The organism is Microcoleus sp. B4-D4 (assembly GCF_036705185.1).
GTDB lineage: Bacteria > Cyanobacteriota > Cyanobacteriia > Cyanobacteriales > Microcoleaceae > Microcoleus.
On record NZ_JAUBTX010000024.1, the window covers coordinates 35783 to 49446 of the forward strand.

A 13664-nucleotide genomic window follows, 5' to 3' on the forward strand; every position below is an offset into this window, starting at 1 on the left:
CGCAATCTACCAGAGAATTTTGCACTAAAATCGAGCCAGAACCAAAAAAATTATTTTGTCTTATGGCAGTTCAAAAACAGTTCAGCAGTTTTGAGGAGTTACTATCGGGCTCCGATTTGCCCGTGTTGGTAGATTTTTACGCTACTTGGTGCGGGCCTTGTCAGATGATGGTACCGATTTTGGAGCAAGTCAGCGGTCAAACGAAGGATAAGCTGATGGTGGTCAAGATTGACACGGATAAGTACGAACAGTTGGCGTCGCAGCATCACATTTATGCTTTGCCGACTTTGGTACTGTTCAAAAATGGCGCTGAGGTCGATCGCATTGAGGGAGTGATGCAAGCGGCGCAGTTGCTCGATCGACTGCAACCTCACTTGTAACATCAGCCAATTATCTCACACGTAGGGTGCGTCAACTAATATCTGATTAATTATGAATAAGATAATCCTAGTTGACGCACCTTACTCATGAAAACTCCCAGCCACGCGATTATCAATCTCGCCATTCTCGGTAGAGCCCAGCATTCTGAGTTGAATTTGCTCATCGTTACGGGCGGAATCTTACCCGACATTCCGATATTTTTATTTTACTTTTGGGCGAAATACATTGCTCGTTTGCCGGAAGCTACAATTTGGTCAACTGCATATTATGAACCTTTTGTCCAGAATATTGTGGCGCTGTTTCATTCAATTCCTCTGGCGGTTATTGGCTGGGTAATTGCTTATTACTTCGGCTGGCAAAGCGTGCAAATTCTGTTTCTCAGCATCATCCTGCACTCTCTGGGAGATTTGCCAGTCCACAATGACGACGCTCACCGACACTTTTTTCCGTTCAGCAATTACCGTTTTATCAGTCCGTTTTCGTATTGGGATAGGAAGCACTACGGGTCTATTGTTTCTCTGGTGGAAATGCTGTTAGTGCTGCTGTCTACTTTCCGCGTTTTTGGTTTTGTTCACTCTTATATTGGGAAAGGATTGTTGATTTTGGTGAATGGTTTTTATTTAATTGGAGCGGTGTCTTTTTACGTTCGTTCTTTAGTTTCTAGTTCTTAATTATGCTGCAATTGCTTACTTAGAGCGAATCCGGTAGCATCGTCCTGTATTCATCTCTCTATTCTCTCTCTGTGCCCTCTGCGCTCTCTGCGGTTAAATCATTCCGATTTCATTGGAAACGATATTACTGGACGATCGAGATTGTTTTTGCCTAATTAAGGGCGATCGTACTTACGGCAATCGAAGCTGACCCACCCTGCGGCTACTTCTTCAAATTTAAAATTCACCCTCCCTAATCTCACCACGCCAGTGTTCAGTAGCGTTGATAGGACCGGCGATAAATTCTCCATTGCTCCAAGTAGTCTCGTAAAATAATAAGTCTCCTTGAATACCACCAGAAAGACAATTTTTAGCTCCCAGGAAGTTGCTTCTTATGAAGAGAGAATAACTCATGTCAACTCCTGATAAATTAGAGTCTCTCAAATCGCAATAAATAAAACTGACACCACGATAATCTTCAGGCTGACTCAATCGAGCATTTCTCAAATCGCAAAATATAACTTCTCTTCCAAAACCAAAATTATTTTCTAAACAAGCACCGCTAAAGTTGACATAGCTTAAGCAAGAACGACTCAGGTCAATATAACGCAAGTTAGCACCGGTCAAATCTACACGATGCAATATTTTATCCTGAAAATTCCGCTCGCCCTCGCTATAGCGCCGGAGCAATTCTTCAGCAGACAACGCTCTGTTTAAATCGTTTTGAATCCCGCCGTCAGGCATAGTCACTTGATGGAAAATAGTCCGCTCTGTTGTTTTAATATCGGTCAGGTTAGCATCAGTTAAGTTAGTCTCAATCAGCACCGCATCGCTTAAATCGGCACCCGTCAAATCGACGCCCCTCAAATCGGCAGTCCTCAAGTCAACATTAAGCAACTTAGCATTCCTGAGATTGGCATTACTCAAGTTTGCCCCAATCAGTAGGGCTGAATCCAGCCATGCTTTTTCTAAATTCGTATGGCTCAAGTTAGAATTAATTAAATAAGTACCGCCCAAACTAGCGCCTTCCAAATTAGCACCGCTCAAATTAACATCAATCAGCCAAAAGTCGTACAGGTGTTGCTCAGATCGATACCTCTGAAATCGCGATCGCCAGTCCTATACCGCTCATATAACAATTTTGAGTCCATAAGTCTTTAGTTGTGATGCTAAATTGTGACTTGTTATATTTTAAGGCAGTATTGAGATATTGCACCATTCTCAATTTTCAGGACTTTCGCGAGGATGGAGACGGGTTTTTTGAGTTTTTTGGTATCATGAGAAAGCTATTGGTGAACCCTTCGACTACGCGATGCCCTGCCCCTACAGGTTTTTGAGAATAGTCCAATATATGAGTATTAATCTATTTAGCATTTCTCAGATTAGCATGGCTCAAATTAGCATTGATCTCCGATCGCTAACTGCGCCGAATATTAAAACAACACCAATCTTGGCGCTTCCACAGAGTAGCCACAATCCAGCCGTGCTGTTCGAGAGTATCGGCAATTGGCTTAGCTTGGTCGAGCAAAATGCCACTGAGCACGGCCCATGTACTCGGTTTGCTAATCGCGGTGAACTGCGGGATTAAATCTATGATTACTTCTGCTAAAATGTTGCACATCAAACCGTCGATCGGCTCGTCGATCATTTCTTTCAAGCGATCTATACTGCCGAGCTCTGCAACCAACTGTTGAGAATTAACGCGGTTGAGCTGTCGGTTGCTAATAGTCGATCGCACCGCCAAAGGATCTGTATCCAAAGCATAAACCTTTGTAGCGCCCAACAACACCGCGCCGATCGACAAAATACCCGATCCGCAGCCAATATCCGCAACTATGCACTCTTTGTCATCAAAACCGAGACGCATTTCCAGAGATTCCAGACAAAGCTGAGTCGTAGCGTGAGCACCCGTACCGAAAGCCACACCGGGATCTAAACGCAAAATGACGCGATCGGTATCAGTCGGCGCCGGCAGCCAAGCGGGATTAATTAAAAAGCGATCGCCCACTTCTTGAGGCTGCCAGTGCTGCTTCCAAGTGCTGCCCCAATCCTCCTCTTCAATCAAATTCCACTGCATCGCAGGTAGGGGCAAACCTACACACAGAGCATCTTGTCGCAGCCACAGAGACAGGGCAGCCAAATCCAGCAATCGGGCTTGTTCTTCGGGCAAATAAGCCGACATCAGGCAGGAATTGCTTTTGATCTGAGTGGCTGTTCCCCGACACTTAAATTGTTCCAAACGCCAAAAGATGATATCTTCCAGCGCCGGATCGCAAATAATTCTAATTTCCCACCAGCTATGTGCCATAACAATTTTAGATTTTAGATTTTAGATTTTAGATTGGCCCGTCAGGAATTGGCAACTGGGAACTGGGTAGTGAAGAATCAGGATTGACTAATAGAAACAATTCAGCTTTCTGGCTTTTTTACCAATGACTAATTACTCATTACCAATTATCAGTCCTTGTATCCAAAATCTAAAATCCTTAATCCTTCAAAGATTTACCGTGCAACGATTTTATATTTTAGATTGGCAGCTTCTAAAATCCTTAATCCTTCAAAGATTTACCGTGCAATGATTTTAGATCAAGGATTCTTCGACTTTGCGAACGAACAAGTTTTAGCTTTTAGATTGGCAGTCACTAAAATCCTTAATCCTTCAAAGATTTACCGTTTAACGATTTGAAATTAAGGATTTGAGATTTTAAACTTCGCAAGCGAACAAGTTTGAGATTTTAGATTTAAAATCCTTAACCCTTTAAAGATTTACCCTGTAACGATTTTAGATTTTAGACTTGAGATTTAAAATCCTTAATCCTTTAAAGATTTACCCTGTAACGATTTTAGATTAAGGATTTTAGACTTGAGATTTAAAATCCTTAATCTAAAATTCTTTAAAGATTCACCGTGTAAGCATCCCGAATTCCCGGAACTTTGAGAATCTCGGCCAATATGCCCTCTGGTAGAGGGTCATCAAGGCTCAAAACCATCACCGCATCGCCTCGCACGATTTTACGGCCCACTTGCATACTGGCAATATTGACATTAAAACTGCCCAATTGGGAACCAATTTTGCCAATAATCCCCGGCATATCGCGGTGCAGGGTAAACAGCATATGGTTAGTCGGGGAAACGTTGACTGGGAAATCGTCAACGCTGGTAATCCGAATTTCGCTTTCGCCGAGGACTGCACCCGTGACTGTGTGTTCGCCCAGAGTTCCCTTGGCCGAGAGGCGCAGAGAGCCAGTGTAGTCGCGAATTGAGGCGTCTCTGGTTTCGACGACGCGAATTCCGCGTTCTTTGGCTTCAATGCTGGCGTTGACGTAGTTAACGCGCTCTCGCAGGGCTTGGGAGAGCAGGCCTTTGAGGGAGGCGACGACTACGGGCTGGCTTTGGTTGTTGGCGAGTTCGCCTTGGAGTTGAACGTTGAGGTAATCGACTCGGCCTCCGGCTAGCTGGCTGACGAGGTTGCCTAGGGTTTCGGCTAGTTGCAGGTAGGGTTTGAGTTTTTCGATCGAGTCTGGGTAAATTCCTGGGATGTTAACAGCCGATCGCGCGGGCAATCCCAACAGCACGTCGCGGATTTGTTCGGCAACATCGATCGCCACATTCACCTGAGCTTCCGCCGTGGAAGCTCCCAAGTGAGGTGTCAGCACGATGTTTTGGCCGACACTCCGCAGCGGGGAATCGGCTTCGAGGGGTTCGTGTTCGTAAACGTCGATCGCTGCGCCGGCTATCTGGCCTGATTTTATAGCTTCTGCGAGGGCTACTTCGTCGATGATGCCACCTCTAGCGCAGTTAATTATCCTGGCCGTGGGCTTCATTTTCGACAGCACTTCAGCGTTAATTAAGTGCAGGGTTTCCGGCGTTTTGGGGATGTGCAGGGTGATGTAGTCAGATTCGCGCATCAGCAATTCGAGTTCCACCAAGCGGCAGCCCAACTGATCGGCTCTTTCGGTGGAAATGAAAGGATCGTAGGCCAGCAGTTTCATGCCCATTGCTTTAGCTGCGGCGGCTAGGTGGGAACCAATTTTCCCCAAACCGACGATACCGAGGGTTTTTTTGTAGACTTCTACGCCGATAAAGCGGTTGCGTTCCCATTTACCGCTTTTGACGGAGGCGTTGGCTTCCGGGATGTGGCGGGACATCGAGAGCATCATGGCGATCGCGTGTTCGGCAGCGGCGATCGTGTTGCCTTCGGGGGAGTTGACGACTACAATTCCTTTGCGGGTAGCGGCGGGTACATCGACATTATCTACGCCGACTCCGGCTCTACCGATGATTTTGAGTAGATTTCCGGCTTCAATGATTTCTTTGGTAACTTGGGTGCCAGAACGGATCATTAAAGCGTCGTAATCTGGAATAATTTTAACCAGTTCGGCGGCTGAAAGTCCTGTGTTTACGTCAACTTGCGCGACTTGGGAGAGGATGTCAATTCCGGCTTGGTCGATCGGATCGGATACTAGAACTTTAGGCATAGCAAGCAGTGGAGTGCAATAGTAAAAATAGGCCGAGCGTTGGCGAGCTCAAAGTTGAGACTTATGACTTAGAGCCGTATCTAACAGCTCAGCTCAAGCTTGCCTTTGTGCAGTTTGAATTGTATCTGTATTCGGTCATGGTCGGTCATTTTTGCGGGAAATATTTTAGCTTTGGGGGCGATCGTCCTGGGCCGACCTCTATAAAACGCCCAATTCCTTAGCTAGCAAGTCTTTTCAGGCTATAATAAATTCCGGGTATCCGAACCTAACTATCAGGAATTATTGTCAATGAATTATCTTATCGCCGTACTGCCCGATCGAATGCAAGCCGAAGCGGCCTACTGCGCCCTCGAAAAAGAAGGCTTACCGATGAAGCAAGTAAGTATTTTGGGCCGCGGCTACAAAACTGCCGATGAATTCGGCTTGATAGATCCCAACCAGCAAGCAAATAAACAAGCGAAACTCATGGCTATTTGGCTGATACCGTTTGGCTTTATTGCCGGCGTTACTTTCAGCTTGATGACTGAGTTGAAGACTTTTGCTTGGGCGGGCGTAATTGGCGATCACCTCATCGGTGGACTGCTAGGTGCGATCGGCGGCGGGATGGGCAGCGTATTTGTCGGCGGTGCCGGAGGAATGGCCTTTGGTAGCGGCGATGCTTTACCCTACCGCAACCGTTTGAATGCGGGCAAATTTTTGATTGCTGTTAAGGGTACTGACGTTTTAACCGACAAAGCAGCTAATATTTTGCGATCGTTTGAACCGGAAAATATGCAAGGTTATACAGCAGAGACTTAGTTAGTTGACAGTTGGCAGTTGGCAGTTGGCAGTTGGCAGTTTGTTGTTGGCAGTTGGCAGTTGGTTGTTGGCAGTTGGTTGTTGGTAGGGCGGTGCCAAGAGTGCCCGCTCTTTTAGTTTGTTGTTGGTTGTTGGCAGTTGGTTGTGGGCATTCTACTCATGTAATATTTGGAGACAGTTACAGCTATGGAATTACCAACTATTGCCCTACATTCTCCCCTAGAATTAACGCTCGAATTAACTGACAAGCAGTTTTTCCAGTTGTGTATAGACAACCGGGATTTAAGATTTGAGCGCACTGCAACGGGAGAATTAATTATTATGCCACCTACAGGTAGCGAGACAGGCAGACGGAATTCAGACCTAAACTTTCAACTTCAATCTTGGAGCCGTCAAAATAAGCATTTGGGAGTAGTTTTTGATTCTTCTACTGGATTTAAACTGCCCGACGGTTCAGATATTTCTCCCGATGCTGCTTGGATTCGGCGCGACAGGTGGGATGCTTTAACTGCGGAACAAAAAGAGAAATTTGCACCAATTTGTCCCGATTTTGTGGTGGAATTGCGATCGGCCACCGATGCGCTAGAAAAATTGCGGGCTAAAATGAAAGTGTACGTGAAAAATGGAGCTCGTTTGGGATGGTTGCTCGATCGCAAAAATCGACAAGTAGAAATCTCCCGTCAAGATAGAGAAGTAGAAATTTTAGATGCGCCTCAAACTCTCTCAGGTGAAAATGTACTGCCCGGTTTTGTGCTGGATTTAACTGATATTTTCTAAATTTGTAAGAAGACGGGCGCGGTTGAAACCGCGTCTACACAAGCAAAACCTGCCGACGCCGGTTCAAGATAGCGCGGTAAAATTACGTTATTCTCTTTAGTCCGCAGAGGCGGACATCGTTTGTATAGCAGCGGTTTCAACCGCCCTCTTATCTTTTCCCGCTAATTGATGATATGATAGGCTGCCAAAGGTTGCATTTGGTATGACCTATGAAAATCCTCCACGGCACTTGGATTCCTCAAACAGAAGAAAGTTTTGTTCAAGGTGGAAAATTTTATATTTGGGTTGAAACTACTGAACAGAAAAAGCAGCGTGGTAAAGTTCATCCCCGCCAATTGGAAACGGCAAAGTTAACAGAGTTTCTAACGAAAGAAGCCGGGATTCAACTATCAGCCTTCGGAAATACAAGTTCGAGGGGGCTAGAAGCGATCGCCCCTCGGTACTTTTTACTACCCGCCGCCGACAACCAGCCGTTACCATCTTTAGAGTTAGCGCGATATTTAGAGACAGAGTTACCCGAAACATTTGAATTAGAATATTGGGAAGTCGATTGTCTGCCAATTGCCACCCACAGCCTCACCAAAGTATTGAACGATTTGCATTTTCTGGCCCTCTACGATTTGGCAGAAGTTCAGTTCGGTTCTGACTTACTATTCTGGCATCACTACACGCAATTTTTGAAACAAATTATTCTCAAGGATCTTTATATTCCGGCGTTGCGCTATCGAGAAACTGATCCGATCGCACCCATCGAAACATCAGAACCCGCTGCAAAAGCCACGCGCGGGCGCAAGAAAGCCGGTGAAACAAAAACAACTGCAAAAACTGCAAAAACTACTAAAACCACTGCCAAGACTGCACCAAGCTTTGAGATTTATCCGGGATGGGAAATTGTTTCAGCGCAATACGAAACGGATTTACAACGCTATGTTGAATGGATGCCTTTAGTTTGTGCGTCGGGTTTTAACAAGCTCAAACTAGCAGATATGACGCCAAAGTTCTACGATCGCGAAATGTTGCTGCGGCATTTTTCAGAATGTGCGATCGCGGAAATTGTTACTCAAACACCAATCCCAGCATCGTTTGAGAATAAAATTTCGGACTCTTTACTCCAAATTTGTCTCAACCAAACACGAAAAATCGCGGGAGTCAGCCTAGATCGATATCAGCAATGGCAAACCTGGCGCGATCGCATTACGCGCAATCAATCTGCTGACTCATTCTCCCTTTGCTTTCAACTACAATCCCCCGAAAACCCCGAACAGCCTTGGATTTTAGAGTTTCAGGTGGCTGCGAAAAAAGACCCATCTCTGCGGATGCCGTTGCAGGATTATTGGCGATCGCGATCGACTCAACAAAAACAGTTGCAAACACAATTCGGCGACAACTTCGAGCAACATTTGCTGACAAATCTCGGCTACGCGGCGCGCATTTATCCCCAGCTTTGGCAAGGGCTAGAAACCGACAAACCTGCTAACATTTCCCTCAGCTTAGATGATGCCTTTACCTTCCTCAGCGAGTCCGCTTGGGTACTAGAAGATGCCGGATACAAAGTGATTGTCCCCGCTTGGTGGACGCCGAAGGGACGACAACGGGCGAAGATTCGCCTGCAAGTCAAAGGGAAGGGTAGCAAGAGCGCTGCAATCAAGGGTAAGGGATTGTTTTCAGCGGATTCCTTGGTGGAATATCAGTATGAATTGGCGATCGGAGGCGAACGGGTTAGCGAACAAGAATGGGAGGCGTTAGTTAATAGTAAAACGCCGCTGGTGCAGTTCCGAGGACAATGGATGGAACTGGACAAAGATAAAATGCAGGAGATGCTGGAGTTTTGGAAAAAACATCGCGAAGAGAATCCCGATGTCAGCCTGATTGACTTTATGAAGTTGACAGCCCAAGGAGAAGCTAGTGAAGAGTTGGAGGTGGAGCGCGATCGGGCTTTATCGGATATGTTGGAGAAGCTGCACGATAAGAGTCGGCTAGAGTTAATTGCAGATCCAGTACGGTTTCAGGGTAAGTTAAGGGATTATCAAAAGCGCGGTGTTTCTTGGTTGAGTTATTTGGAAAGTTTGGGATTAAATGGCTGTCTTGCCGACGATATGGGTTTGGGTAAATCGGCGCAGGTAATTGCTCGATTATTGCAAGAACGGGAAGTTTTATCTACTACTCAAAAGACAGAAATTGCGGTTTTACCCACGCTGCTAATTGCGCCCACTTCCGTAGTTGGCAATTGGCAAAAGGAAATGGAAAAGTTTGCTCCAGAATTGCGATCGCTGATTCACCACGGCCCTGGGCGCTTGCAAGATATCAAAGCATTTAAAGCCGCCGTCCAAGATTGCGATATGTTGATTACTTCGTTTACTTTGGCGCGCAAAGATGAGAAGCTGTTGAGCAGTGTAGAGTGGCATCGCTTGGTAATTGATGAAGCGCAGAATATTAAAAATCCGAAGGCGGCACAAACAAAGGCGATTTTAAAGTTGCCGGCTACCCATCGGTTGGCGCTGACTGGAACACCTGTAGAAAATCGCTTGTTGGATTTATGGTCAATTTTTAATTTCCTCAATCCCGGATATTTGGGAAAAGAGGCGCAGTTTCGGAAGTTGTTTGAGTTACCGATTCAAAAACATGGGAGTCGCACGCAATCAGCAGCGCTGAAAAAATTAGTAGAACCTTTTATCCTGCGCCGTCTGAAAACCGATAAGTCAATTATTCAGGATCTCCCCGACAAAGTGGAGCAAAAACTCTACTGCAATCTCACCCGCGAGCAAGCTTCCTTGTATGAAGCCATTGTGAAAGAGGTAGAGCAAGAAATTGACGCGGCTGACGGGATGAAGCGCAAGGGGATGATTTTGGCGACGCTGCTGAAGCTAAAGCAAATTTGTAACCATCCGCGCCAGTTTTTGCAGGATGAAAGTGAGTTTACACCGGAGCGATCGCACAAATTGGAACGGCTGATCGAAATGATTGAAGAAGTGAAAGCTGAAGGCGAAAGTTTATTGGTATTTACGCAGTTTACAGAATTGGGAAATGCGTTGGAAAAATACATCAAACACACTTTACATTATAACACTTATTACATCCACGGGGGAACGAGTCGCGAAAAACGGGAACGGATGATTTCAGAGTTTCAAGATCCAGAATCAGAGCCTTCGGTATTTATTTTGTCACTGAAGGCGGGCGGTGTGGGAATTACGCTGACAAAAGCTAATCATGTGTTCCATTTCGATCGCTGGTGGAATCCGGCGGTGGAAGATCAGGCGACGGATCGGGCGTTTCGGATCGGGCAGGAAAAAAATGTATTTGTGCATAAGTTTGTGGCAATTGGCACTTTGGAAGAAAAGATTGACCAAATGATTGAGGACAAAAAGAAATTGGCAGGTTCAATTATTGGTGCTGATGAATCGTGGTTAACTGAGTTGGATAATGAGGCATTTAAGAAATTAATTAGGCTCAATAAAAATGCGGTTCTAGATTAGGAGAGGGGGAGATTGGGAGAGGGGGAGATTGGGAGAGGGGGAGAGGGGGAGAGGGGGAGATTGGGAGATTGGGAAATTGGGTGGGAGAGGGGGAGATTGGGAGAGGGGGAGATTGGGAGTGGGGGGAGAGTGGGAGAGGGGGAGAGGATTTTTGAGATTCATCGAAATATACAATTTAAATGCAGAACAGCTTATGTCACAATTTACTCGGACTTGGTGGGGGAATGAATTTATCAGCGCGCTGGAAAAGTTTACCGATTCTGGACGACTGGGGCGGGGACGTGCCTATGCCCGGAATGGTAAGGTAAAAAGCTTTAAAATGAATGATGGGTTAGTGATGGCAGAGGTGAGAGGATCGGTTAATCCTTATTTTGGGGTTTATAAGGAGCCGCTTTACAAAACTAAAATTGAGTTTGAGCCGATTAGTCAGGCAAAGTGGAAAGTGGCGATCGCCCAAATGGCATCGAAAGCCAGTTTCATTTCCCGGCTGTTGCTCAACGAAATGCCAGACAATATTGAAAAGGCTTTTTCACCCTTTGGATTGCACCTTTTACCCAGCAGCCGCGAGGACTTTACAACGACTTGCTCTTGTCCAGACTATAGCAATCCCTGCAAACATATTGCGGGAGTTTATTATTTGGTGGCGGCCGAATTGGACAAAGATCCGTTTTTACTGTTTGAATTACGGGGACTTTCTAAGGAAGTGCTGCACCGCGAATTGGCAAAAACGCCTTTGGGAATGGCGCTTTCTGCTGAGTTGACGGCGGATGCAGCGGCCCCTGTGGCGGTGAATTCCTATTACACGCGGGCGATCGCGAATGAAGCGCAAACAATCAGCCTGAAGGAGTTTTGGCACGGTGCGAAGCGATTACCGCAGACGATTGAGGTGGGGGTGCAAAGTGGCGTAAGTGCGATCGTGGTGAAGAAACAGGGAGATTTTCCGGCTTTTTGGCAGAAGGATGGTTCGTTTATTGAGGCGATGGAAGAGCTATATATGCGGGTGAAGACGAAGAATAAACTGTAAAATTTGACAATGCGCGATTGCTGATTAATATGATGTCCGGTAGCGCAATCAGCAAGGTTCGTAGTGCGGACTTCAGTCCGCTCTTAAAATGCGGACTGAAGTCCGTACTACAAACCATTTTTGTTAAGGTAATCGACCGGAAATAATATGAATTAACTTCTACACAAAGACTCAAAGGCGCAAAAAATCTGTCTTCGGCAAAAACTAAAAAATGTACATTCATACTCTAGTTCAGCAACGCCAAAATCTGTTACCTAATTTAGAGCGCGTGCCGGATAAGCTGGTGCAAAAAATTGGCAGCAGACAAGTCTGAACATGACTCGGTATAATTGGGATGTTGTGCAGACTGTTCGCGGTTAGTCAGTAAAAAACAAGCAGCAGTAAAATGCCTTTCCCGTACCATCTTCTGACAAAAAAGTTCGTAACGTTTAGCATAGCTTGCCCCTCTAAACTCCGGCAAAACCGCGAAATGCGGTTCGGCAACCTGCACCGGCGCGCGCGAAGCCAGACTGTCTTCTAAAACAAACAGATATCCTAACCAGGGTGGCGGAGGTGCTTCGCCAAACATCCCTTCCCGGTAAGCTGTCCAGATGTCGAGAGCAGCCCCCATCGCTTCTTCTGTGCGGTTGTTGAAATTGTTGCCAAAGCTGCCAACCTGACTTTTTAACTCGATGACTACCTTGAGTTGCCGCTTTTGTGGGTCTACAACCAGAAAATCATACATCTTCGTCGGCCGAAAAAAGCCCGGTATGACAGTTAGGCTTTTTTTAACGTGGATGTGATTTTGGGGAACACCCGCAGCCAGCAGGAAATTGGTCAGGGTGAGGATGAAACCGTCCATTTGCTTTCCGCCTGTCACCGCACTGCGATTGCCTCGATCGACTTTTCCTGCTAGCGCCTGGGTTTGTGCTTGAGCGATGCGGGTATCCCAAAAACCCTGCACCGCTTCCCGGAATACATCATCGGGGATGGGCGACAGTCCCGTCATTTGATAACCTCCGCCATCAATCCCTCATAAACTACGCGCAAACCATAAGTTTCTTGCATCCGTTTCAGCGCCATTTGATGGTAATTTGGCTCAACATCTACGCCGATACTGTTGCGTCCCCAATTGGCCGCAGCGATGCAGGTTGTCCCCGTCCCCATAAATGGGTCAAGTACCGTGTCCCCGGCAAAGGAAAACATCCGCACCAGCCTTTCTGCTAGTTCCAAAGGATACGGGGCGGGGTGTTGCTTGGTGGAAGCGCCTTTGATGTCTTGCCAAATTTGTTGAAACCACTGTCGGTGCAGAGTTTCCGGTATCACGGACAATACTCGTGCTGTGAGGGTGGGACTGCGGTAGCCGCCCGGTTTGCGCTGCATCAGGATAAACTCTATGTCGTTTTTGATGACACCTCCGGGCTCGTAGGGTTTGCCGAGAAAACTGGTGCCGTTTCCGGTTGCTTCTAGGGAAGCGTTGGCGATTTTGTACCAGATAATCGGTGCGAGGTTATCAAATCCTAAATGGCGGCAGTGTTCCTGAATGCTGGCGTGCAGGGGAAATACCATGTGTCTGCCAAACCGCCGGCGCGCCACACAGACGTCGCCCACAACAATCACCAGCCGTCCGCCGGGGACTAAAACGCGCCATACTTGCTGCCATACTCGATCGAGCTCTTGCAAAAACTGTTCGTAGTCTGCTATTTCCCCAAGCTGGTTGAGATTTTTGAGATACTCTTTTAAATTCCAGTACGGCGGCGATGTGACTACAAGATGTACGCTTTCATCGGGAATATGTGCCAAGTTTCGGCTATCGCCCTGTACCAGGGAATGAACAGATGGCAAGCTTTGTACCCGATGCTGAATCTCTTGGATCAACGCCGTATTTTTGCTGATGGCAGGAATGGCGCGCTGTTCGCCCGCTGCTAGTAATGCCGCTGCTTCCTCGGGTATAAGGCTTTGATCCTGTAGCGCTTGTTTCAAAGGTTCGGCTGTTTGCTGAGACAGAAACTGCGTTGAAATATTGACCTTGCTTAAACTCGAAGACTTCATACATTTGGTACAACGATCGTGTTAATCAAATCAGCTTTACCAGCAACAAAAT

11 protein-coding genes are annotated in these 13664 nt (G+C 46.5%); 6 read left to right on the forward strand and 5 right to left on the reverse strand.

The genetic code is table 11. The annotated features are described in order from the left end of the window. Positions 1–62 precede the first annotated feature (62 nt). Complete coding sequence (gene trxA / locus QUB13_RS18035; protein ID WP_333383051.1) at positions 63–380, forward strand: thioredoxin; 318 nt, start codon at positions 63–65, stop codon at positions 378–380. An 87-nt stretch (positions 381–467) separates the two neighbouring features. Continuing rightward, positions 468–1052: a hypothetical protein gene (locus tag QUB13_RS18040; RefSeq protein WP_333383053.1), complete on the forward strand. Its 585-nt coding sequence runs from the start codon at positions 468–470 to the stop codon at positions 1050–1052. Between the two features lie 216 nt (positions 1053–1268). Here the strand turns inward: QUB13_RS18040 and QUB13_RS18045 are convergent, their stop codons facing one another. The 3 genes from QUB13_RS18045 to serA all read right to left on the reverse strand — a co-directional run bounded on the left by QUB13_RS18045 (position 1269) and on the right by serA (position 5509). After that, positions 1269–2078: a pentapeptide repeat-containing protein gene (locus tag QUB13_RS18045; protein WP_333383055.1), complete on the reverse strand. Its 810-nt coding sequence runs from the start codon at positions 2076–2078 to the stop codon at positions 1269–1271. A 370-nt stretch (positions 2079–2448) separates the two neighbouring features. Then, positions 2449–3339 carry a 50S ribosomal protein L11 methyltransferase gene (gene prmA / locus QUB13_RS18050; protein WP_333383057.1) on the reverse strand — a complete coding sequence of 297 codons (891 nt, stop codon included), beginning with the start codon at positions 3337–3339 and terminating at the stop codon, positions 2449–2451. A 586-nt stretch (positions 3340–3925) separates the two neighbouring features. Further along, positions 3926–5509, reverse strand: a complete 1584-nt coding sequence (serA, locus tag QUB13_RS18055; protein ID WP_333383059.1) for a phosphoglycerate dehydrogenase — start codon at positions 5507–5509, stop codon at positions 3926–3928. A gap of 288 nt (positions 5510–5797) precedes the next feature. Between serA and QUB13_RS18060 the strand changes: the two genes are divergently transcribed. From QUB13_RS18060 to QUB13_RS18075, 4 genes are all read left to right on the forward strand, one after another. Further along, on the forward strand, positions 5798–6307 hold the full coding sequence (locus QUB13_RS18060) for a hypothetical protein (protein ID WP_333383061.1): 510 nt from the start codon (positions 5798–5800) through the stop codon (positions 6305–6307). 186 nt (positions 6308–6493) lie between these two features. Next, positions 6494–7084: a Uma2 family endonuclease gene (locus QUB13_RS18065; RefSeq protein ID WP_333383063.1), complete on the forward strand. Its 591-nt coding sequence runs from the start codon at positions 6494–6496 to the stop codon at positions 7082–7084. Positions 7085–7293: 209 nt separating this feature from the next. Continuing rightward, the gene (locus QUB13_RS18070) at positions 7294–10557 is read left to right on the forward strand and encodes a DEAD/DEAH box helicase (protein WP_333383065.1); all 3264 of its coding nucleotides are present in this window, start codon (positions 7294–7296) and stop codon (positions 10555–10557) included. A 28-nt stretch (positions 10558–10585) separates the two neighbouring features. Beyond that, positions 10586–11581 (forward strand): SWIM zinc finger family protein, encoded by a 996-nt coding sequence (locus QUB13_RS18075; RefSeq protein WP_333383067.1) that lies wholly within the window; start codon positions 10586–10588, stop codon positions 11579–11581. 259 nt (positions 11582–11840) lie between these two features. Here the strand turns inward: QUB13_RS18075 and QUB13_RS18080 are convergent, their stop codons facing one another. Further along, entirely contained in the window at positions 11841–12569 is a 729-nt protein-coding gene (locus QUB13_RS18080; RefSeq protein ID WP_333383069.1) for a PaeR7I family type II restriction endonuclease, read from the reverse strand. Continuing rightward, positions 12566–13612 carry a DNA-methyltransferase gene (locus QUB13_RS18085; protein WP_333383071.1) on the reverse strand — a complete coding sequence of 349 codons (1047 nt, stop codon included), beginning with the start codon at positions 13610–13612 and terminating at the stop codon, positions 12566–12568. Before QUB13_RS18085 ends, QUB13_RS18080 begins: the two co-directional genes overlap by 4 nt. Positions 13613–13664 lie beyond the last annotated feature (52 nt).

Coding starts and splice junctions, on each gene's coding strand:
- trxA (WP_333383051.1), top strand. CDS start 63: ATGGCAGTTCAAAAACAGTTCAGCAGTTTTGAGGAGTTACTATCGGGC.
- QUB13_RS18040 (WP_333383053.1), top strand. CDS start 468: ATGAAAACTCCCAGCCACGCGATTATCAATCTCGCCATTCTCGGTAGA.
- prmA (WP_333383057.1), bottom strand. CDS start 3,339: ATGGCACATAGCTGGTGGGAAATTAGAATTATTTGCGATCCGGCGCTG.
- serA (WP_333383059.1), bottom strand. CDS start 5,509: ATGCCTAAAGTTCTAGTATCCGATCCGATCGACCAAGCCGGAATTGAC.
- QUB13_RS18060 (WP_333383061.1), top strand. CDS start 5,798: ATGAATTATCTTATCGCCGTACTGCCCGATCGAATGCAAGCCGAAGCG.
- QUB13_RS18065 (WP_333383063.1), top strand. CDS start 6,494: ATGGAATTACCAACTATTGCCCTACATTCTCCCCTAGAATTAACGCTC.
- QUB13_RS18070 (WP_333383065.1), top strand. CDS start 7,294: ATGAAAATCCTCCACGGCACTTGGATTCCTCAAACAGAAGAAAGTTTT.
- QUB13_RS18080 (WP_333383069.1), bottom strand. CDS start 12,569: ATGACGGGACTGTCGCCCATCCCCGATGATGTATTCCGGGAAGCGGTG.
- QUB13_RS18085 (WP_333383071.1), bottom strand. CDS start 13,612: ATGAAGTCTTCGAGTTTAAGCAAGGTCAATATTTCAACGCAGTTTCTG.